The organism is Archangium sp. (genome assembly GCF_036277355.1).
GTDB lineage: Bacteria > Myxococcota > Myxococcia > Myxococcales > Myxococcaceae > Archangium.
The window spans coordinates 90,156-110,694 of sequence record NZ_DASUNC010000046.1; the positions used below are offsets into that span (position 1 = coordinate 90,156).

Consider the following 20,539-nt stretch of genomic DNA (forward strand, 5'->3'; position numbering starts at 1 on the left):
CCCAGGGCTGACTGGGGTGTTTGCGGCCACAATGGAAAGCGGGTCCGCAAGTCGTGGGGTTTTCGGGGTCACACGACTTGCGGCATTGAAAGAGGAAGCAGGCCGTTCCGTCAGGGCAGGGAGGCTGGCTCGTGCCACAACCCTGCAGACATTCCATCCACATGTGACCCGGAGTGCGCGGATTGGCGTTGAGTGTGCAGTGCTGGCCCTGCGGACAGGGGGTTTGCTCGCAATCTTGTCCATGAATCGTCATGCAGACAGACCCCTGTCCTGCCATCAACCCGATACAGCGCTGGTCCGCCGGACAGGGACGGTCTTCACAGGTGGGCATGCAGTAGGAACCTTCTTCGTCGGAACGGCAATAGTACCCCTTCGGGCAACTGGCGGACTCGTCCACCCGGCATGGGCGACCGCAGAACCCATGGCAGAAGAGGCCCTTGGCACAGCCGTCCTTCGGGCTTTCAGGCAGGCGTTCGCAGAGTTCCCCCTCCTTGCGCACGCCGGTGAGCGAGCAGATACCGATCAGGTCCTTGTCATTTTCAACGGACCAGGGGATGCAGGTGAAGCCTTGTGGGCAATGTTCATCCCCCGTGCACAAACTGTCCGTGCAGTGGTAGCGGCTTGTCGGTACGTCGTAGGCGCAGCGGAGTGGAGGATCGCAGTCCGCGTCCGTGCGACAGTCATGCGCATAGGTGGTCAGGCGCATGCGCTCCTCATGAGAGAGTACGGGGATGAGCGCCCTACCCGGGGGCAGCGTCATCTGCGCACTGGACCCATGCCCGGACATGGCGATGTAGACCAACCAGACAAGGGGCAGAGGCATAAGGAGAACGAGTAAGGTGGACACTACTTTGCGCCATTTCATGCGCCATTCCTGTTAATCCCTGGGTTTACATACGTCAGGACATCTCTTTTGTTGCGAGGGCAGTCTGCTCCAGTAGTCTTCACCGCATTTGTCCATCCATTCTTCATTGCTCAGCGGGCAGTGCTTGAAGCGATTCACCATGTCCCTGTGGAGGGCCATGGGGATGGTGCCGTCCGGTCCGAAGGCCGTGCAACTCGTCAGCATGGAAAGCAGGAACAGCAAAGGTCTCTTTGGCATGGGGCCTCCCTGTGTTCACCCAGGGTATCACCGGGTCTGATCCTCCCATGAACCAGTCGGATGTGAGCCGTCTCACGGGAAGGACACACCGCCAAAGGTGACGGGCCTCGTCCGGCCCTCCTCCCAGAGCTCCAGCAGGAAGTCGCCTCGCGCTTCCGATTCCGGCATCTCCGCCTCCACCACCACGCGCTGCTTGCGCGGGCCGGGAAGGACCGGTGCCTCCTGCCACACCGTGGCGCTCCACCGGACGCCACTCCCGGACACCAGCTCCGCGCCCGCCGCCAACCACGGGAGCGTGCTCGCATTGCTCAGCCATAGCTCCATGGCCACGCGTACCTTCCTGGGTTGCACTTCAGGGTTCCCCCTGTCCGGGCTGGTGGCGCGGTAGCTGATGGGCTCCCACGCCGTGAGCTGCTCTCCGGCGAGCCGGGTGAGGGCGTCGACGAACTCACGGGTGACCACGCCCTCCGCGTTCATCAGCCTGGAGACGAGCAGGCCCATGAGGCCCGACAGCTTCTTGCGCTCCGCGAGCTCCGCCTGACACTGCCGCGCCTTCTCGCGTTCCTCCCGCGCCTGCTCCCGGCCACTCTCCATGGAGCGCGGGCGGTACACTTCCACATGGTGCTCGGCCTGGGCTGGGGGCACCACCACCAGGAGGAACTCCACTTGCGCTGGCACCTGGCCGTCCAGGAAGCGCACCGGCATGTGCAGCCGCTGCCCTGGCTTCAGCGCACGCGAGGCCATGAGCAGCAGGGAGTCGCCTGTCACTGTCACCCGCCGGAAGTGCTCGCGCTCCTCCAGTCCGACGAGCTGCACCGGCACGTCGAAGAACAGGTTGAGGGGGGTATTGGGGCCGATGCGTACCTCGTATTCCCGCTCGGGCGCGTCCACCGACAGCATCAATTGGCGCCCCCCTCCCGCTTCCGTGGTGGCGGGGCTGGATTGGGCAGCGGCGGGAACGCTCGCCAGGAGCGCGAGCACGGCGAGGGCGGCGGGCAGGGCAGGCATGAAGGGGAGAGAACCTCCAGAGTGAGCCAGTATACCAGTTACTTCCGCCGTTGGCCTCGCTGTGTTCGGGCGCGCCTTGTCCAGGTGGATTCACCGCGCTGCGGCTATTCGAAGCGGCGTACGGGTATCACCGCCGCGAAGGAGGTGATGCGGGGCAGTTCCGGTCCGGGGCCCTCTCCCCGAATCGGTACGCCCGGCTTGTCCCGGTGCATGAATTGGAAGCAGACGGGGAAGGTGTCTCCCCGGGGCGTCCTGGCCTCGGTGAGGCGGCCGTATACGCGATCCTTCCCGATGATGAGTTGGCCCGAGAGCGCCGAGCCCGCTTCCAGCTTCCCCTTGTCGTCCATGGTCACCACGGTGACGGGGCCCCCGCGCACGGTGATCATGCTCTGCCCCAGGTTGGGGGCGGTGAGGGCGGTGCCGATGGGGTACCCCGGCTCGAAGACGCCCAGCTCCTCCATGGCCTTCACCGCCCCGGCCGGGCACTCCACGGGCGGGGGCGGTGGGCGCACCTGGGCGCCGGGGCAGCCGGAGAGCAGGGTGCACACGGCGGCCATGCCCGCGGCCATGGGGCCCGTGGCTGGCGCCTGCTGCTTCTGTCGGGACGGAGGAGGGGCACTGCGTGCGGTCTTCACGCGCTGGCTGTCCTTTGCGAGCGTCGCGCTGGCGACGGGCGCGGGGGTGGTGGCCCCGGAGGGCGCCGCGCCGCCATCACCTTCCGGCCCCTTCCTCGGGGGCGCCACTTCCTGGCCCGCCGGCTCCCACCCGACCGGAAAAAACTCTTCGGGTAGGGCCGCTCGCGGTGTCCCCTCGCGTGGGATGGAGGGCGCCCCCGTGAAGAGGAACAGGGACAGCCATGCCGCCGCGAGGAGCACGAGTCCGCCCGCGAGCACCGCGCCCCGGTGGCCGCGCCGTGGACGCTGCCCGGCCACGGCGGGCGGCTCGTCCTTCGTGGCGGGTGCCTCACCGGGCTCGCGCAGCGGCACCTTCCACGTCTCGTCCGCCCCGCGCTTCACCTCCATCAGCGCCGCGTCCAGCGCCTGGGTGTCCGGGTAGCGCGCGTGCGGCTCCTTCTCCAGCAACCGCAGGCACAGCCCGCTCATCGCCTGGGGCACGCGTGGGTTGCGCACGTGCGGCGGCTCGGGTGCCTCGTGGAGAATCGCCCGCTCCAGCTCCGCCGCGTTGTGCCCCTGGAAGGGGTAGCTGGCCGTCAGCAGCCGGTAGGTCATCACCCCCAGCGACCACAGGTCATCCAGCCCACTGGCCTCGTGGTGCTCGCGCTCTCCGCGGTTGAAGCGCACCACCTCGGGGCTGAGGTACTCGCGGCACCCGGGCACCTCCGGCCCCGTGGCGCGCGGCGCCCCCGGAAAGGTCGCCACGCCAAAGTCCACCAGCAGCGCGCGCCCGTCCGTCTCGCGCACCAGCACGTTGTCACCCCTCACGTCGCGGTGCACGACTCCCGCCCCGTGGGCCGCCCCCAGCTCTCGCGCCAGGTCCAGCAACACCTCCACCACCTCCAGGGCCGTGCGGTGGGGGTGCAGGGCCCAGGTGTACAGCTCCTGGCCGGGCACGTAGTCCATGACGATGAACTGGAAGAGCGGCTGCTCGGCCGGCCACACGCCATGGCCCCGCAGGCCCACGCCGCCCACCGTCTCCATGCGCACCATGGCGCCCAGCTCCCGCAGCGCCCACTGCGCCGCCCGCGGAAGGGAGGTGAACTTGACGGCGTACGGCCGGCCTTCCCGCCGGGCCAGGTACACGGTGCCATAGCCGCCCTGGCCGAGGACTCGCTCCAGGACGAGCCCCTCCACCTCGGTCCCCAGCGGGGGCAGCGCGGCGAGCAGGGCCGCGTCGCTCTCCGCCTCCAGCCCCCGCAGCCGCGCCAGCTCGCGCCGCCTGTCCGTCACCCCTCGCGCCCGCGTGCCTCCAGGCTGGGGGGTGCCCGCCCCGGGCTCGTTCATGTGCACCACCTTTCAGGTGGGTCACCGTAACATGACCGCCGCCATCCGGTGGGCCCGCGCCCATGAGCTCAGGCGCGTTGAGCTCGCTTCCTGGCGGGGGCCGTCTTCGCCGCGGCCTTCTTCACAGGAGCCTTCTTCGTCGCGGTCTTCTTCGCCGCGGCCGGCGCGGACTTCCGGGCCGGTGCGCTCCGGGTCCTGGTGGGCGCGGCCTCCGTCTTGGGTGCTCCCGCCGCACCGCCCAGCTGTGCCACGAGCTTCTTGGGCGCCACCGCCCGGTAGCTCTCGTCCAGCCACTTGCGCAGCATGTCGAGCGGCGGCGTGTCACGCGCACCGAAGCTGGCGGACACCCAGCCGCTCTTGCCCAGGCCGTACCCCGTCGGCTGAACGAACGGCAGCATCAGCGCCGCGCCGTTCGACTGCGGCAGCTTCATGGACATCGACAGGCCCTCGCCCGTCAGCGACAGGAAGACGAAGGCCTTCCCCTTCACCTTGAGCGTCCGGTGCCCCCACGGGAAGTCCTCGGTCACCTCGGGGTAGCCCATACCCGCTTCGCGCAGGGCCAGCTCGAAGGGCTCGAGTCGCTTCATCTCGGGGGGAACCGGCGTCATCGTCATGGAGTGCGTCTCCTCGTGGGGCCCTCAGATATATCCCACGCGGACACGCCTTTACTTCTTCGGCTTCAGCAGCGTGAGCACCTGGGTGAACGTCCTGTCACCGTTGGGGGTGGTGGTCAGCACGCCGCTCGCCCCTTCGTAGGTGCCCGTGCCTCCGATGATCGGAATCCGCGACGTGCCCGTCTCGGCTTCCCGGCCCGCCACCGTGATGGTTCCGTCGGCCATCGTCAGCGTCCACTGGCACTCGCTGAACTGCCCGGGCAGCGTCCGGACGCAGTAGCCACTGTTGCTCCCGATCGTCTCCTTCGCCTCGTTCAACAACGGCTGGTCGAACACGAACATGTCGCCCGGCGAGTCTCCCGGCGGACCCAGATCCACCGGCGTGGCGATGCCGCTGCGGGCATCGGCGATGGTGTTCAGCGTCCACGCTTCCTCCGCGGGCGCGTTGTTGACACAGCTCAGCATCGGCGCCGCGGTCAGGACCGCCATGAGGATGGTCTTGCGCATTCTCTTCCCCTCCTTGGGTGGGCTCGCTCTGGAGCCAACCCGCGCACCTAGCTTCCGGAGGGCATCAGGGCAAATTCCTCGGCCCGCTACTGGGGGCGTTGCTGCGTCTCGCTGTCGCTGGTGCGCACTCCCGCCGGCGCCGTCGTGGGCGGCGGCGTGGCCCCGGTGCCCTGCGGCTGCGGCGGGGGCGTTGCCTGCTGGCCCTCGGGAGCCGGAGGGGGAAGGCCCGTTCCGGACGGGGTGGGGGAGGAGCCGGACTCGGCCAGGCTGGCGTCCACCGCCCTCAGGGCCTTCTCCAGCGCCTGGGCCGCCGGGCCCACCACGGTGAGCATCTGGTTGGCCCGCTGCGTGTTCCGGTTGCGGCTCTCCGACGCCAGCTTCAGCTGCGTCAGCGCCTCCGTCACGTCCCGCCGCGCCTCCTCCAGCTTCTGCCGCGCCTGGAAGAAGGCCACGTCCGCCTTCATCGTCTCCAGCGTGCGGCGCTGCTCCTCCGTCAGCCCGGACAGCAGCTCCGCCCGACGCAGGAAGTAGAGTCCCTTCTCCAGCACCGCCGGCTCGTCCGACTGCACCCGCGGCCGGGCCAGCCCCTCCAGTATCGGGAAGAGGGCCCGGTCCAGCTCGTCCCGCTCGGTGAAGCGCTGCTCCAGCAGCCCCGAGACGTCCCGGCCCTCGGTGGGCAGGGGGGCGTAGGCGTCCGCCAGCCGCGCGTCACCTGGCCGGTAGGGTGCCGCCCCCGTGGGCAGCATCCGCCCCTTCATCACCACCAGTTGCCCGTTCTCCTGGGCCAGGGTGAAGGTGCGCGCGTTGAGCTGCGAGAGCAGGAAGGCCACCGCCCCTCCCAGGCCCAGAATCAGGAGGGTGATGAGCAGCCGCGTGAAGGCGCTCGTGGCCCGGCGGCCGAAGCCCGGGCGGTTCTGCTGTGGGTTCATCATGGGATTCATGTCGCTTGCTCCCCGAACGTCCAGGCGGCGAGCCGATTTCCCGGCCCCAGTGCTTTCCTTGGGACAACCGTCTCCAGGGCTATACTCGGCCGGCCCTACTCATGCATCCCACATTCCGCCGCCTGGGGACCAGCGAGCTGTTGCCCCGGTACATCTTCGCGGAGAGCCTCTTCGCACGCCGTCGCGTGTTGGAGGTGGACGCGGTCGCCACCACCGGCGGCGAGAGCGCGCGCTTCCTCCTGGAGCGCGGCGCCCGCACCGTCGTGGCCTGTGACGCGGACCTCGCGGCCGTGGCGGCGGCCCAGAAGGCCCATGGCGGCGCCTCGCTGCGCTACCGCGCCAACATCTACGACGACCTCGAGCCCGGCAGCTTCGACCTGGTGCTCGTCGCCGACCTCGCCCCCTACGTGCGCGCCCCCACGCTCCTGGCCGAGCTGGCGCGGCTCGTCAGCCGTCAGGGCTACCTCATCGGCGGCCTGCGCAACACGGCCGGGCTCGCCCTCTGGCAGCTCATGGATACGGAGGAGGGCGTGCCGCCCACGTACGGGCAGCTGCTCGATGCGCTCTCCCCTCACTTCCCGAACGTGGAGGTCGCCACGCAGGCGCCCGTGCTGGGCTACCAGCTCGCCTTCGAGAAGGGCGATGGCCTCCAGGTGGACGGCTCCCTCATCCGGGGCAGCGAGGCCGCCTACTACGTGGTGATGGCCGGCGCCGAGCCCGCCCGCATCGTGGACCCCACCTGGGTGCAGCTGCCTCCCGAGCCGCTCGCCTTCACCCGCGGCAAGCTGGACGAGGTGGCCCAGCGCTCCAAGGGGTGGGAGGAGCGCACCGGCCGCCTCAAGGAGTCCCTCACCCGGCTGCGCGCGGAGCTGACCGACCGCGAGAACGAGGTGACGCAGCTCAAGCCCGCCCTGGAGCTGGCCCGCGACGAGGTGGCCCGCCTCACCGCCCAGCTGGAGCAGGCGCGCGGCACCCCGGAGACGACGCGCGAGCGCGATGAGCTGTCCTCCCGCCTGCGCCGCACCGAGCTGGAGCTGCAGGTGGCCCTGGAGCGCGTGGCCGACGCGGACCGGCGGCTCGGGCAGCAGCGGCTGGAGCTGGAAGCCGCGGAGCGCGCCCGGAAGGAGGCCGAGGTCCAGACCCTGGGCTCCCAGGAGACGCTGCGGCTGGAGCGCGCCCGCCGCGAGGAGCTGAACACCACCCTGGAGGAGTCGCGCGAGCGCCTCACCCAGGCCTATGCCCAGCTGCGCGAGCTGCAGGACGAGCTGGCCGGGTTGCGCGTCGAGCGCGAGAAGGATCGGCTCTCGGCGGAGCGCGCGCGGGAGCAGGCCGAGGAGCTGCGGCGGCAGGTGGAGGCGGCCCGTGAGCGCGAGCTGCGTCTGGCCGAGCAATATTCGACGTCGCTCGCCGCGGTGGAGCTGCTCAAGTCGGATGTGGCCAGGGCCGAGCAGGCCCGCCAGACGTCCGATTCGCTGCTGCGCTCGCGTGACGCGGACCTGGCGCGCCTGACGCGCGAGGTGGAGGACGGCTCCCGGCGCGTGTCGGCGGCGGAGGCGGCCCGGCGCGACGCGGAAGTGAGCCTGACGGCCCGCGAGGCCGAGTGGCGCGGACTGGAGACGGAGCTCACGGCGGCACGCGCCGAGCTGGAGCGGCTCACGGCCGAGGTGGAGGCCCGGACTCGCGCCGAGGAGAACGTGCGCGCGGCGGCGGCCCGGCTCGAGCAGGAACTGCACGAGGCCCGGGGCAGCCTGGAGTCGCTCGAGGAGGAGCGGGTCCGGTCCGCGGCCGAGCTGGAGGAGACCATCGAGGAGGAGCGCCAGCGCGCGGAGACGCGGGTGGCGCAGGAGCGGGCGCGGACGGAGCAGGCCGAGGCGGAGGCCGCCCGCGAGAAGGCCGCTCGCGAGGAACAGGAGTCGCGCGCCGAGGGGCTCGAGAACCAGGTGCGCGTGGAGGCCGCCGCGCGGGAGGAGGCCTCGCGGGCCCTCGCCGGGCTGGAGGCCCAGCGCCAGCAGTGGGCCGATGAGCGCGGCGCTCTCCGTCGGCGCGTGGTGGAGGCCGAGGCGACGCTCTCCGAGCTGGAGCGGGTGCGCTCCTCGGACGTGGAGTCGATCACCCGGCTCGACGCGGCGCTGAAGGCGACGCAGGGCTCCATCACGGCGGAGCAGCAGGCGCGGGCGAAGGCCGAAGAGGAGCGCGAGCAGGCGCTGGCCGAGCTGGAGCTGGAGCGCGAGGGCAGGGCGCGGCTGGAGGAGGCCACTGCCCAGGCCCAGGCCCGGCTGGAGGCGGAGCACCAGCGGCTCGAGGAGACGCGCGAGGCGCTCTCGAGTGTCCGTGCCGAGCTGAAGTCGGAGCGGCAGCAGCGCGTCCAGGTGGAGGAGGAGCGCACGCGGCTCCAGGCCGGGCTCGAGGAGGAGCGCCAGCAGCGGGCCCGCGCGGAGGAGGCCCTCGCCGAGGTGCAGTCCGGGCTCGACGCCGAGCGGCAGGGGAGCACCGGGCTCGCGTCCGAGCTGGCGGAGGTGCAGTCCGGGCTCGAGGTGGAGCGGCAGCAGCGGATTCTGGTGGAGGAGTCCCTGGCGCAGGCGCGGGCCGAGCTCAAGGCGGAGCGTCAGCGCGGCACCGCCCTGGAGTCCGAGCTGGCCCTGGCCCGGGCCGGGCTCGAGTCCGCGTGGCAGGCGCATGGCGCGTCGAAGGAGTCCACCACGCGGGTGCTCGCCGAGCTCGAGGAGGAGCGGCGGCAGCTCACGGCCGTCCGGGCCGAGCTGGAGGCGGAGCGCGCGAACAGGACGCGCACCGAGGAGTCGCTGGAGCTCGCCTGGACGCAGCTGGAAGCCGAGCGGCGGCAGCTCACCGAGGCCGAGGTGTCGCGCGCGTCCGAGCGCGAGAAGGCGGAGGCGCTCCTGGCCCAGGTGCGCGCCGGGCTCGAGGTGGAGCGGGACGCGCTGCGCCTGGATCTGGATCGCGCTCGCGAGCTGTCCGAGGCGTCCCTCGAGGAGACGCGGCGCAAGCTGGAGGAGGAGCGCGCCGGACGCGAGGCCCTGGCGCAGTCGCTGTCCGAGGCGCGCTCGGACCTGGAGTCCGCCCGGGCGGGCGCGGACGAGCGCGAGCGGGCCCGGCTCGAGGCGCTGGAGGAGGCCCGGCGGGACTCCGCGGCGCTCCGGGCCACCCTGGAGGAGGAGCGCGCGAGCCTGGCGGCCGTGAAGGAGTCGCTCGCGGAGGCCCGGGCACGCGAGGAGGCCATCTCCACCGAGCGCGACACCCGCAAGCGCGACGCGCTGGAAGTGCGGATGGAGCTGGAGGGACTCCGGGACGACCTCGCGAAGAAGGACCAGGAGCTGGAGGCGCTGCGGGCCCAGGTGGCGCAGCTCGACATGACCCGCTTCCAGGCACATCAGGCCTCCATGGCGCTCCAGCAGGCGCACCAGGGCCTGCGAGACCGGGACATGCACATCGCGCACCTCCAGAAGGAGGTGGCCGACGTCCGGACGCGGCTCGCCGCCGAGCACGAGCAGATGGAGCTGGTCACCCTGCAGCTCGAGTCGGCGCGGCGCATCGCGGGCAAGGCGCCCTCGCTGGAGACGGCCCTGGAGGAGGAGCGCGCGGAGCTCGGGAGTGTCCGCGAGGCGCTGGAGACGGCGCGCGGCGGGCTGGAGACGGCCCGGGCGGAGCTGGAGACCCTTCGCGCCGAGCTGGCCCGCTCCCAGGAGGAGCGCGAGGCGGAGCGGGAGCGGGTGGCCGAGGCGCGGGGCTCGGCGGACGCGTTGGAGACGCGGCTGGCGGAGGCCCGGGGCGAGCTGGAGGCCGCGAAGGCGAAGCAGGCCGGGCTGGAGTCGCGGGCGGAGGAGGCGGAGCGGCGGCTCCGGGAGCGCGAGGGCTCCACGCAGGCCATCCAGGAGCAGTTCGCCAAGCTGGAGATGGAGAAGGGCACGCTCGTCTCCGAGCGCGAGCGGCTCAACTCGGACCTCACGGTGGCCCGGGCGGCGCGCATCCGGCTGGAGGGCCGGGTGACGGCGCTGGAGGCGGCCTCCGCCGAGGCGGTGAAGTTCCTCGACGCCGAGCGCGCCGAGAAGGCGAGGGCGGCCCAGGCCCTGGCCGACCGCATCCAGATGCTGGAGACGGAGCGGGCCCAGATGCGCGAGCGCATCGAGCAGCTCCAGGCGCGCAAGCCGGTGTCGGACTCCGAGGCCATCCTGGAGATGTCCGAGGAGCTCGAGCAGCTGCAGGGCGAGTTCGACGCCCTGAAGTCCACCCTGGCCGAGCGCGAGCTGACGCTGGCCGAGCAGAAACGACGCTTGGAGGAGCAAGAGTCCGAGCTGGCCTCCCTGAAGCGCCTCTCGGCCCGCAAGGGAGCGGACACCGTGCAGGACATCTACGCTCGGGCCAACGCCGAGCTGAACGCGGTCAAGAATGAGTTGCTTCGCCGTCCGAAGGGGAGCACACCCCCTTCTGCGGCACCCGCGTCCACCCAGAAACCCGATGACCCGGGCTGAAGAGACCCGACGACCATGAGCACTACGGCAGAGTTCTTCTTCAAGTATCACGGCCTCGGCAATGACTTCATCGTGCTGGACTACCGGCAGGGTGGCCCGGACATCGACGCGAAGTCCTCCCAGTGGTTGTGCGACCGGCGCAGGGGGATTGGCGCGGACGGGGTGCTCAGCCTGCTGCCCTCGGAGACGGCCCTGGCGCGCATGGTGGTCCACAACGCCGATGGCAGCATCGCGGAGATGTGCGGCAATGGCCTGCGCTGTGCGGTGAAGTACCTGGTGGACCACTCCGGCGAGAAGCCCGAGCGCATCGAGGTGGAGACGGGCGCCGGCATCCTCACGTGTATGCCCGGGTACGGCACGGACGGCGTCGCCGAGGTGGAGATCTCCATGGGGCCCGCGCGGCTCATCGCCCCCAACCTGCCCTCGGGCGCCACCGGCCAGCCCTTCCTGGGCGAGGAGGTTCCCGGCCACGCCGGGCTGCGCGGCTACGCCATCAACATGGGCAACCCCCACCTCGTCCTGTTGGATCAGCCCCTGGAGGACGCCGCCCGGTTGGGCCCCGTGCTCGAGCGCCACCCGGACTTCCCGGAGCGCACCAACGTGGAGTTCGTGCGGTTGACGGAGGAGGGCATGGCCGCCGTGGTGTGGGAGCGGGGCTGTGGCCTGACCGAGGCCTGTGGCACCGGGGCGTGCGCGGCGGCCGTGGCGGCGGTGCTCGCCCGGCGGCTCCCGGCGGATGCCTGGCTGCGCGTCACGCTGCCGGGCGGGGACCTGCATATCCGGGTGCCCTCGGACCTGTCGGACGTGCGCCTCCGCGGGCCCGTCTCCTTCGTCTTCACGGGCGTTGTCCCGGATCTCCCGGGCCGGTAACCTCGCCGTCTCCCCCCTGCTCGTCGAGTCCTCCGCTGTGGCTGGCCCCATCCTCGTCGTCGATGACGACAACTTCTTCCGGCAGCTCGCTTCCGACATGCTCTCCCGGAAGGGCTACCTCGTCGTCCCCGCCGCCAACGCGGCCCAGGCCCTGGAAGCGGCCACGCACGAGGCCTTCGATCTGGTCATCACCGACGTGGTGATGCCCGAGATGGACGGCTTCGGTCTCACCACGAAGCTGCGCGAGCGCGACCCCGAGCAGGAGGTCATCCTCGTCACCCAGCGCACGGACGTGAAGGGCTCGGCCATGGCGCTGAGCGCCGGGGTGGCGGTGGTGCTCACCAAGCCCGTCGACGAGACGGACCTGTTGCTCGCCGTGGAGCGCGCCATGGAGCGCGTCCAGCTGCGCCGCGAGCGCTCCCAGCTCCAGACCGAGAACCTGGAGTTCGCCCGCTACCAGAACCTCCACCAGCGCTGCCTGGAGTTCCTCTCCCAGCCGGACCTCGAGTGGCTCCAGGAGCGGGTGGCCGGCGAGCTCGCCGCCGTCTGCGATGCGCAGAGCGCCGCCCTGTGGATCGCCGATGACCGGGGGCACCTCGTCCTGCGCGCCTACCGGGGCCTGCTGGACAAGCAGTTCCTCGCCGAGCGCATGAGCCCGGACGGGCCGCTCGGCAACCGTCTGCGCGAGGCCATGCCGTGGATCGCCCGCGACGAGCGCTCGCCGGTGCTCTACGTCCCCTTCGTCATCGCCGGGGAGATCATGGGCCTGGCGCAGCTGTCGGATCCGGTGGCCGGTGACTTCCGCTCCGAGCACGTGCGCTACGCCAAGATTCTGGGCGACTCGGCGGCGGTGGGCGTGAAGAACGGCCGGAGGATGCTGGCGCTGCAGCGGTTGGGCCTGAGAGACAGGGACACGGCCGCCTACAACCTCAGCTACTTCACGGACTACGCCTCCAAGGAGATCTACAAGGCGCGGCGCTACGGGCGGATGTTCTCGCTGCTGACGTTCAGCGTGGACAACCTGCCGCTGGTGCGCATGCGCCTGGGCGTGCCGGACGCGAAGCTGGCGGTGCGCGGCATCATCAAGGCGTTCGGGCGCATCGTCCGGGACTCGGACGTCATCGCCAAGGCGAGCGACCAGGAGTTCTACCTGCTGCTGCCGGAGACGGACTTCTTCGGCGCGATGATGTTCGTGCGGCGCGCGCTGGACGCGGTGCGCGCGGAGCCGGAGGCGCAGGAGGTGGAGTCGCGTCTGCCGCTGGCGCTGGTGGGCGGGGCGAGCACCTTCCCCAAGGACGGCGAGGACTTCGACGAGCTGGTGCACCGGTGCCGCCGGCGCATGGACGAGCGGCGCTGCTCGCTGCAGCGCAAGCTGATGCTGGACACGCTGCCCTTCTGGGACGAGGTGGACCTGCTGCTCGGCAATGCCTCCAGCCCCAAGCTGCCGGTGGAGGACAACGCGGAGCCCTCGCGCCGCGGCAAGGTGTCCGACGTGCTCTTCGACGAGCTGCAGGCGGAGATCGCCCGCGAGCTGATGCGCGACCCGAGCTCGCGCGGGCTGCTGTACGTGGGCGGGCCGGAGATCCGCGCGGACCTGCCCATTGCCCAGGGGCTGGAGTCGGCCTCGCCGGAGATGGCCTCGCGGATCTACCTGCTGGGGCGGCGCGGGGATCTGGACTCGCACCCGGCGCTCACGCCCGTCTTCCTGGAGGGGGACGAGCGCATGGCCCGGCACGAGTTCATCCTCTGGATGTCGGAGACGGCCTCGTACGCGCTCATCCAGCGCCGGGGACTCGGCGCCACGTGGGGCTTCCACTCGTCGGACACGGCCGTGGTGGATGGGCTCATCACCCGCCTGCAGGCCGAATACGACCTTCAGCCGTACTGACCCGGTAGGGAGCGACCATGGCCCAGGTTCGAAAGATCCTCATCGCCGATCCCGACCTCGAGTCGGTCCGTCCGCTGTCGCGCTCCCTGCGCACGCGGGGCTACCAGGTGCACTACGCGCCGGATGGCTCGCGCGCGCTGGAGGTCGCGGTGCTGCGCCATCCGGATCTCATCCTCTTCGATGAGGCGTGCCGGATGCTGGACGCGCGCACGTTCATCAACATCCTGCGCACCAACCCGCGCACGGACGACATCCCGGTGGTGGTCTCCACCGGCCAGTTCGAGGCGGACAAGCTGCGCGGCCTGCGCGACGGCTTCCTGCGCAAGCCCTTCAACATCGACGAGGTGCTCTCCCGCATCGAGCACGTCTTCCGCCGCAACGAGGCGGCGAAGGACCTCAAGAGCGAGGTGCAGGAGATCGAAGGCTCGCTCAGCCAGCTGAGCATTCCGGATCTGATGCAGATCCTCGGGATGAACAAGCGCAGCGGGAAGCTGACGCTGGAGCGGGGCAGCGAGCGCGGGGAGATCGTCGTGGTGGACGGCCGCCCGGTGAACGCGCGGGTGGGCCGTGCCGAGGGCGAGAAGGCCCTCTTCCGGCTGCTGGTGTGGGCCGAGGGCTCCTTCACCTTCTCGCCGGGGAACACGGGCGGCAAGCCCCGCATCCAGCGCGCCGTGGACGACGCCCTGCTGGAGGCGATGCGCCAGGCGGACGAGGTGAACCGGCTGCTGCCCGGGCTGCCGGCGCGCAATGTGCGGCTGGTGCTCGCGCCGGAGGCGGACCTGACGCAGGACCAGCACCCGGTGACGGCGCAGGTGGTGGAGCTGTTGCGCCAGCCGCGCGCGCTCGGCGAGGTGTTGGACCTGGCGCCGGCCACGGACCTGGAGGTGGTGGGCGTGCTGCACACGCTCCTCCAGAAGGGCGTGGCCCGCATGTCCGAGCCCGATCGGGACGAGGGCTCGGGTCCGCTGCTCGGGCCCGCGGAGCTGCACTCACTGCGCGGACGCATCCTCCGGGGCAGGGGCCCCTCGCGCGAGGCCACGGCCAAGGTCTTCGTCTGTGGAAGCGGCCCGGCGGTGGCGCGGCGGCTGTTGTCGCAGTTGCCGGACATCGCGGCCGTGGCGGCCGAGCCCGCGGCGGTGCGGAGTGGCTTCGGGACGCTGGGGCGGTTGGATCTCAACGAGCTGCTGCACCTGGACTTCTGCGTGCTGCCTCCGGCGGAGGCGGCGAGGCCGCTGTGGCGCCCGTTCAGCTCGGGGGGCGTGGGCGCGCTGCTGTTCGATGCCTCGGAGCCGGCGGTGAAGCTGGCGCACTTCCTGGCGTGGGACATCCGCATGCCGGTGGTGCTGGTGGGCCATCCGGTTCCGCCGGAGCTGCATGGGGCTCCCGCGGGCGCGGCCAGCGTGGGCGAGGACCTCACGGAGGCGGTGCGCAGCCTGCTCCTGCTGGCGCTCAACCCGGCGCCGATGCTGCCCGGGGTGCCTCAAGCGCAGGGGCCCCGGCTCAACCTCACCGCTGGCTGAGCCCGTCCGCGCCCATTTCCCCTCGCCCTCCGGGAGAGGGGATATCGGTCACATTCCTGAAAGGGGGCTCACGCCTCCCTCACGCCGTCTTGGTCGCGGCGTCCTCTTCCTCGCTCAGCGGCGGCATCGCGGCGAGCAGCGAGCGCAGCCGCTGGAACTCGACGGGCTTGTCGATGCAGGGCATGCCCGTGGTGGCCAGGAAGGCGCGCGACTGCTCCGTGAAGGCTCCGCCGGTCATGAAGATGACCCGCCTGGCCTGCTCGGGCGCCAGCCGTGACAGCTCCTCGTAGAACCGGGGACCGCTCATCTCCGGCATCATCAGGTCGCACAGGATGGCGTCGAAGCGCCGGCCCGCGGACAGCAGCGCCAGCGCCTCCCGGCCCTGGCTGAGCACCAGCACCTCGCAGTGCGCCTGCAGCAGCCGTTGGAGCGCCCGGCCGACGACCGTCTCGTCATCGAGGATCAGCAGCCGCTGCTTGAGCACCTTGCCCGGAGCGGGCTTCTCGGGCTTCTCGGCGTCGCCGTGGGCCGTCTGCAGCCGGAGGTGGAACACGGTGCCGCGCCCCACCTCGCTGTCCACGGAGATCTCCCCGCCCATCTCGTTGAGGGTGCGGCGGCAGATGGCCAGTCCCAGGCCCGTGCCCACCCCCACCGGCTTGGTGGTGAAGAAGGGCTCGAAGATACGCTCGCGCAGCTCCGCGGGGATGCCCCGGCCGGTGTCGTGGATCTCCACCCGGACGTGGTTGGGCCCGTCCTGGCGCGTCACCACGCGAATCTCATGCGTGGTGCTGTCCCCGTCGGGAATGGCGTCCGCGGCGTTGACGAGCAGGTTGAGGAAGACCTGGCCCAGGGGCGCCTCGCTGCCGAGCACCGGGGACACCGCCGTGTAGTCCTTCACGATGCGGGCGCGGTGGAAGATGTGGTTCCACGCCATCCGCAGCGACGAGTCGAGCACCCGGTGCACGTCCAGCGGGCCGCGCTGCTTCTCGTCCGGCCGGGAGAAGATCTTGATGTCGCGGACGATCTCCCGGATGCGCTCGGAGCACAGCATGCAGTCGCGCAGCGCCTGCTCCTGGTCCGCGGAGACGGTCGTCGAGCCCGCCTCCGGATTCAGCACGAAGTCCAGGTTGGCCATGAGCGAGGCCAGCGGGTTGTTGATCTCATGGGCCACGCTGGCGGCCAGCAGACCCAGCGACGCGAGCCGGTCCGACAGGAGCAGCTGCTCCTGCATCTTCCGGCGCTCGGCCCGGAGCGACGCCTCGCGCAGCTCGCGCGCCACGGCGGGTCCCAGCCGGCTCAGCCGGTCCTTGAGGAGGAAGTCGTGGACGCCGGCCCTCATCGCCGCCACGGCGGTGTCCTCGCCAATCTGTCCGGAGACGATCAGGAAGGGCACGTCCAGTCCCCGCTGCTGCACCAGGGAGAAGGCGGCCAGCGCGTCGAAGCGCGGCAGGGCGTAGTCGGCGATGATGGCGTCCCAGGGACCCGAGTCGAGCGCGCTCGCCAGCGCCTCGGCTGTCTCGACGCGCTTGTGGGTCACGTCGTAGCCGCTGCGCCGCAGCTCACGCAACACCATCAGGGCGTCGTCCTCGAAGTCCTCGATGAGGAGCAGGTGGAGCGGTGTGGCCATCAGACACTCCGTCTCGGGGTAGGAAGCTCGTTGAGGACGAGCCAGTACATGCCCAGCTGCCGCACCGCCTCGAAGAAGGCGGTGACGTCCACGGGCTTGTGGACGAAGCTGTTGACGCCCGCCTCGTAGCCCTCCACCAGGTCGCGCTCTTCCTTGGACGAGGTGAGGATGACCACCGGCAGCGCCCGGGTGTGCTGGTTGGCGCGGATGCGCCGCAGCACCTCGATGCCGTCGATGCGAGGCAGGTGCAGATCCAGCAGGATGACCTGCGGCCGGATGTCTGGATCCCGGTCCGCGTGCCGGCCCTGGAGGAAGAGGAAGTCGAGCGCCTCGGCGCCGTCGCGCACGACGACCACCGGGTTGTGGATGTTGCTCTTGCGGAAGGCCCGGAGGGTCATCAGCTCGTCATCTTCGTTGTCCTCGACGAGCAGGATGATGCGCTGGTGCGGATCATACATGGCGGTTCCTCACGTACCGCTGGCCGCGCGGGGCGCGGGAGGCGCCGCGGGTGCGGCGGGCTCGTGGAGGGTGAAGTAGAAGGCCGCGCCCTGGCCCACCCGGCCCTCACCCCACACGCGCCCACCGTGGCGGCGGATGATGCGCTGCACGGTGGCCAGTCCCACGCCGTTCCCCTCGAACTCCTGCTGCGTGTGCAGCCGTTGGAAGACGCCGAAGAGCTTCTTCTGGTACTCCATGTCGAACCCCGCCCCGTTGTCCCGGACGAAGTAGACGCGCCCAGGGCCCGTCTCCGGCAGCGTGCCGAACTCGATCTCCGCCACCGGTTTCTCGCGGGTGAACTTCCAGGCGTTGCCCATCAGGTTCTCCAGCACCAGGCGCAGCAGCTGCGAGTCCCCGCGGTCCACCAGGCCGTCCTGGAGCTGGAAGCGCACGCTGCGCTCGGGCTGCCAGCGCTGGAGCTGCTCGGAGATGGAGCGCGAGATGCCGGACAGGTTGACGTCCGTCTCCACGAACTCGGTGCGGTTGACGCGCGAGAGCGCGAGGATGCCGTCGATGAGCTCCGCCATGCGCTGCGAGGAGGCGCGGATGCGCTGCAGGTAGTCCAGGCCCGTGGCATCCAGCTTGTCGGCGCAGTCCTCGGACAGGGCGAGCGTGAAGTTGGAGATGCTGCGCAGCGGGGCGCGCAGGTCATGCGCCACCGAGTAGGCGAAGGCCTCCAGCTCGCGGTTGGAGAACTCGAGCTGGGCGGTGCGCTCGGCGATGCGGCGCTCCAGCTCCGCGTTGAGCTGGCGCACCTGCTCCTCGGCCTGGCGGCGCTGGGTGATGTCGGTGATCATCGCCATGGCCCCGATGTACCTGCCGGTCTCATCGTAGAGCGGGCCGGTGGAGACGAGCGTCCACAGCACCGTCCCGTCCTTGCGCACCATGCGGAAGTCGTTGAGGACGGCGGACCTGCCCTGGCGCCGCTCCTCGACGTACCGTTGCATGAGGGGGATGTCCTCGGGACAGATGACGTCGAAGAGCGTCCTGTCCAGCATCTCCTCCACCGTGTAGCCCAGCATCTGGGCCAGGTAGCGGTTGGCGTAGATGGTGTGGCCGTCCACGTCCACCGTCCACAGTCCCTCCTGCGCGGACTCCACCAGGAGCTGGAAGCGCAGCTCGGTGCGGCGCTGATCCGCCTCGGCCATCCGCTGCTCGTGGGTGTCGCGCAGGCTGAGCGTCACCCCGAGGATCTTCCCCTGGCTGTCGCGCACGGGCCGGGCGATCGAGTGGACGTGCCGGCCCTCCGGGTGCGTTTCGTTGCGCATGAAGAGATCCTCTTCGGGCGACGCCTCGCCCTGGAGGGCGCGGTAGATGGGCAGCCGCTCGGAAGGGCAGCGCGTCGTCGTGTCCGGGAGGAAGACGCCATAGCGCTCGCTCCACGCCTCGGGCGCGGCGTCCACCAGTCCCACGCCGAGAATCCGGCGGGCCGTGTCGTTGAAGTAGAGCAGTTGGCCCTTCGCGTCGGCGACGGCCAGTCCTTCCGCTGCGTTATCGAGGATGGCCCGCAACAGGGGCTGGTACTGAGGCTGGAAGAGGCTTTCGGCCAGCTCGTCAGGAGGCAGGTTCGAGGAGGGCGTCGCGGTCATGGCAGGGCTTGAGGCCTGTCGAGCATAGCGAGTCCCCGGAGCAAGAGTCATCCGGGCGACAGGTTTCCCCGGGCGGTAGCCCCGGTGCTTCACCCCCAGAGCGGGAGTGCTCGCGAGGGGTTGCTCCACGAGGAGTGGCTCCACGGGGATTTTCCGGGATCTTCCGCCGTCCACGGTCCTTCACCGCTGAAGGACCGGACACCCGGTGCTCCAGGGAAATCAGAGGTCGCCTGCGAGTGCGTCCCGGACGCCCGGTAGCTGGGCGAGCAATTCCAGCTCGGCGGCCTTCAAGTGGGAGACGCGGCGGCCGGCGATGCGCTCGAAGTGGAGCTCGAGCCGGTGCTCGCCCTCGGCGTCGATGTGGCGGAAGAGGCGGGCGCGCCGGCCCTCCCGCACACAGGCGAGGATGTCCTGGTGGAGGCTCTTCAGCCGTCGAGACACCTTCAGCGCCATCCGGCCCTCGGGGGTGTCGAACGTGTGGAAGTGCCGGTTGCGCGACAGGGGGCGCGCGGGATCATGGAGCCTCTCCACGAGGCGCCGAACGAATGGGTCCATCGACGGCGCAGGATAACATCCGCTACCCTGCATCTCAGCGATGCAATCGACATTTCCCCGCCTGCTCTGCGTCCTGCCCCTGCTGCTGCCGCTTGCCTGCAAGGACCCGGACACACTCTCCGTTCAAACCCAGGAGCAGAAGTTCCAGGCGAAGATGAGCGAGGGCCAGGCGCTGCTCGACAGCGGAGAGCCCGAGCAGGCGGCGCGGGCCTTCGAGGCGGCCTCGGGGTTGAAGCCCGACAACCCCGAGCCCCTGCTCCTGGTGGCCGAGGCCCGGCGCCGGGAGGGTAACACGGGGGCGTCCATCCTGGCGCTCAAGCGGGCCATGACGCTCAATCCGGGGCAGGCGCCGGAGATCAAACGGAAGATCGCCGAGCGCCACGAGCAGGACGGGCGCCTGCGCGAGGCCATCAGCATGCTGCTGGAGCTGCGCGAGGCCGACGAGCTCGGGGACCTGGACGTGCTCAAGCTGGCGCACCTGCAGACGGAGATGGGCGAGCACCAGGCCGCGTTCCAGACGCTGGAGCGCATCCTGCGCGAGCGCCCGGACGACGTGGACGCCAAGGTGGTGGAGGCGGAGATCCTCCTGGCCAAGGGGGACGAGGTGCTCGCCGGCAAGTTGATGGACCGGCTCCTGGAGGAGCAGCCGGGGCTCACGGCGGCGCGGAAGCTGCGCGCCCGCTACTTCCTCCAGAGTGGCTACGCGGAGTACGCCGAGCAGGACCTGGCGGCCGTCCAGGGCGAGGAGGCCACGAAGCCGGACTTCGTCGCGCTGAAGGCGCGGGTGCTCACGAAGCTCGAGCGCCACGCGGACGCGGAGGCGCTGTTGGCCTCGGCGGTGGCGAAGTACCCGCAGAACGCGGACCTCATCGCCCGGCTCGCCGAGACGCGGCTGACGCTGGGGAACAAGGCCGGGACATTGGCGGCGGTGGAGCAGGCGCTGAAGGCGCAGCCGGACTCGGCCCGCGCGCTCTATGTCCGGGGCCGGGTGCACGAGACGCAGGGGGACCTGAAGCGCGCGAAGGAGGACTACGGCTCCGCCCTCCAACACAATCCCCGGCTGGTGCCCGCGCTCTCTCGGATGTGGCGGCTGCAGGAGCAGGCCGGCGAGAAGGAGGAGGCGCTGGTCTCCCTGGAGCGGATCATGGACGCGAACGAGGCCTCGCTGGAGGAGAAGGTGGCGCTGGCGAACCTGTACGCCCAGACGCGGCGGCGGCCCGATCGGGGCCTGAAGCTCATCGCCGAGGCGCTCAAGCAGGACGCGGGCAACCCCGAGTACCTGGACATCCAGAAGGAGCTGAAGAAGGCCCTGCCCCGGAAGAAGAAGTCCGGGCCCATCATCATCCGCGGCCGGCGCTGAGCGCGGCCTTCC

14 protein-coding genes are annotated in these 20,539 nt (G+C 70.8%); 5 read left to right on the forward strand and 9 right to left on the reverse strand.

The window, feature by feature from the left end; genetic code table 11:
* Positions 1-1,174 precede the first annotated feature (1,174 nt).
* The 5 genes from VFZ09_RS11760 to VFZ09_RS11780 all read right to left on the reverse strand — a co-directional run bounded on the left by VFZ09_RS11760 (position 1,175) and on the right by VFZ09_RS11780 (position 6,133).
* Positions 1,175-2,110 (reverse strand): DUF2381 family protein, encoded by a 936-nt coding sequence (locus VFZ09_RS11760; protein ID WP_329727621.1) that lies wholly within the window; start codon positions 2,108-2,110, stop codon positions 1,175-1,177.
* Positions 2,111-2,214: 104 nt separating this feature from the next.
* Positions 2,215-4,071 carry a serine/threonine protein kinase gene (locus tag VFZ09_RS11765; RefSeq protein ID WP_329727622.1) on the reverse strand — a complete coding sequence of 619 codons (1,857 nt, stop codon included), beginning with the start codon at positions 4,069-4,071 and terminating at the stop codon, positions 2,215-2,217.
* A 68-nt stretch (positions 4,072-4,139) separates the two neighbouring features.
* On the reverse strand, positions 4,140-4,685 hold the full coding sequence (locus VFZ09_RS11770) for an MmcQ/YjbR family DNA-binding protein (protein WP_329727623.1): 546 nt from the start codon (positions 4,683-4,685) through the stop codon (positions 4,140-4,142).
* Between the two features lie 51 nt (positions 4,686-4,736).
* A complete protein-coding gene (locus VFZ09_RS11775; protein ID WP_329727624.1) occupies positions 4,737-5,192 on the reverse strand; it encodes a dirigent protein in 456 nt (151 codons plus the stop codon).
* Between the two features lie 86 nt (positions 5,193-5,278).
* Positions 5,279-6,133, reverse strand: coding sequence for an IF-2 protein (locus tag VFZ09_RS11780; RefSeq protein WP_329727625.1), 855 nt, complete (start codon positions 6,131-6,133; stop codon positions 5,279-5,281).
* A gap of 101 nt (positions 6,134-6,234) precedes the next feature.
* Here VFZ09_RS11780 and VFZ09_RS11785 point away from each other — a divergent pair, with 101 nt between their 5' ends.
* The 4 genes from VFZ09_RS11785 to VFZ09_RS11800 are packed head-to-tail and all read left to right on the forward strand — an operon-like array spanning position 6,235 to position 14,898.
* A complete protein-coding gene (locus VFZ09_RS11785; RefSeq protein ID WP_329727626.1) occupies positions 6,235-10,620 on the forward strand; it encodes a hypothetical protein in 4,386 nt (1,461 codons plus the stop codon).
* A 15-nt stretch (positions 10,621-10,635) separates the two neighbouring features.
* Positions 10,636-11,490: a diaminopimelate epimerase gene (gene dapF / locus VFZ09_RS11790; RefSeq protein WP_329727627.1), complete on the forward strand. Its 855-nt coding sequence runs from the start codon at positions 10,636-10,638 to the stop codon at positions 11,488-11,490.
* A 37-nt stretch (positions 11,491-11,527) separates the two neighbouring features.
* Entirely contained in the window at positions 11,528-13,378 is a 1,851-nt protein-coding gene (locus tag VFZ09_RS11795) for a GGDEF domain-containing response regulator (RefSeq protein ID WP_329727628.1), read from the forward strand.
* 17 nt (positions 13,379-13,395) lie between these two features.
* Positions 13,396-14,898 carry a DUF4388 domain-containing protein gene (locus VFZ09_RS11800; RefSeq protein ID WP_329727629.1) on the forward strand — a complete coding sequence of 501 codons (1,503 nt, stop codon included), beginning with the start codon at positions 13,396-13,398 and terminating at the stop codon, positions 14,896-14,898.
* Positions 14,899-14,977: 79 nt separating this feature from the next.
* Here VFZ09_RS11800 and VFZ09_RS11805 read toward each other — a convergent pair whose 3' ends face one another.
* From VFZ09_RS11805 to VFZ09_RS11820, 4 genes are all read right to left on the reverse strand, one after another.
* Positions 14,978-16,525, reverse strand: coding sequence for a hybrid sensor histidine kinase/response regulator (locus VFZ09_RS11805; RefSeq protein WP_329727630.1), 1,548 nt, complete (start codon positions 16,523-16,525; stop codon positions 14,978-14,980).
* Positions 16,525-16,983 carry a response regulator gene (locus tag VFZ09_RS11810; protein WP_329727631.1) on the reverse strand — a complete coding sequence of 153 codons (459 nt, stop codon included), beginning with the start codon at positions 16,981-16,983 and terminating at the stop codon, positions 16,525-16,527. Before VFZ09_RS11810 ends, VFZ09_RS11805 begins: the two co-directional genes overlap by 1 nt.
* Positions 16,984-16,992: 9 nt before the next feature.
* A complete protein-coding gene (locus VFZ09_RS11815) occupies positions 16,993-18,612 on the reverse strand; it encodes a PAS domain S-box protein (protein ID WP_329727632.1) in 1,620 nt (539 codons plus the stop codon).
* 219 nt (positions 18,613-18,831) lie between these two features.
* Positions 18,832-19,167, reverse strand: coding sequence for a hypothetical protein (locus tag VFZ09_RS11820; protein WP_073567959.1), 336 nt, complete (start codon positions 19,165-19,167; stop codon positions 18,832-18,834).
* Positions 19,168-19,207: 40 nt separating this feature from the next.
* Between VFZ09_RS11820 and VFZ09_RS11825 the strand changes: the two genes are divergently transcribed.
* On the forward strand, positions 19,208-20,527 hold the full coding sequence (locus VFZ09_RS11825; RefSeq protein WP_329727633.1) for a tetratricopeptide repeat protein: 1,320 nt from the start codon (positions 19,208-19,210) through the stop codon (positions 20,525-20,527).
* Positions 20,528-20,539: the final 12 nt, after the last annotated feature.

Excerpts from the sequence above, each read along its gene's own strand:
- VFZ09_RS11760 (WP_329727621.1), bottom strand. The coding sequence starts at position 2,110 with ATGCCTGCCCTGCCCGCCGCCCTCGCCGTGCTCGCGCTCCTGGCGAGC.
- VFZ09_RS11765 (WP_329727622.1), bottom strand. The coding sequence starts at position 4,071 with ATGAACGAGCCCGGGGCGGGCACCCCCCAGCCTGGAGGCACGCGGGCG.
- VFZ09_RS11770 (WP_329727623.1), bottom strand. The coding sequence starts at position 4,685 with ATGACGATGACGCCGGTTCCCCCCGAGATGAAGCGACTCGAGCCCTTC.
- VFZ09_RS11775 (WP_329727624.1), bottom strand. The coding sequence starts at position 5,192 with ATGCGCAAGACCATCCTCATGGCGGTCCTGACCGCGGCGCCGATGCTG.
- VFZ09_RS11780 (WP_329727625.1), bottom strand. The coding sequence starts at position 6,133 with ATGAATCCCATGATGAACCCACAGCAGAACCGCCCGGGCTTCGGCCGC.
- VFZ09_RS11785 (WP_329727626.1), top strand. The coding sequence starts at position 6,235 with ATGCATCCCACATTCCGCCGCCTGGGGACCAGCGAGCTGTTGCCCCGG.
- dapF (WP_329727627.1), top strand. The coding sequence starts at position 10,636 with ATGAGCACTACGGCAGAGTTCTTCTTCAAGTATCACGGCCTCGGCAAT.
- VFZ09_RS11800 (WP_329727629.1), top strand. The coding sequence starts at position 13,396 with ATGGCCCAGGTTCGAAAGATCCTCATCGCCGATCCCGACCTCGAGTCG.
- VFZ09_RS11805 (WP_329727630.1), bottom strand. The coding sequence starts at position 16,525 with ATGGCCACACCGCTCCACCTGCTCCTCATCGAGGACTTCGAGGACGAC.
- VFZ09_RS11810 (WP_329727631.1), bottom strand. The coding sequence starts at position 16,983 with ATGTATGATCCGCACCAGCGCATCATCCTGCTCGTCGAGGACAACGAA.
- VFZ09_RS11815 (WP_329727632.1), bottom strand. The coding sequence starts at position 18,612 with ATGACCGCGACGCCCTCCTCGAACCTGCCTCCTGACGAGCTGGCCGAA.
- VFZ09_RS11820 (WP_073567959.1), bottom strand. The coding sequence starts at position 19,167 with ATGGACCCATTCGTTCGGCGCCTCGTGGAGAGGCTCCATGATCCCGCG.
- VFZ09_RS11825 (WP_329727633.1), top strand. The coding sequence starts at position 19,208 with ATGCAATCGACATTTCCCCGCCTGCTCTGCGTCCTGCCCCTGCTGCTG.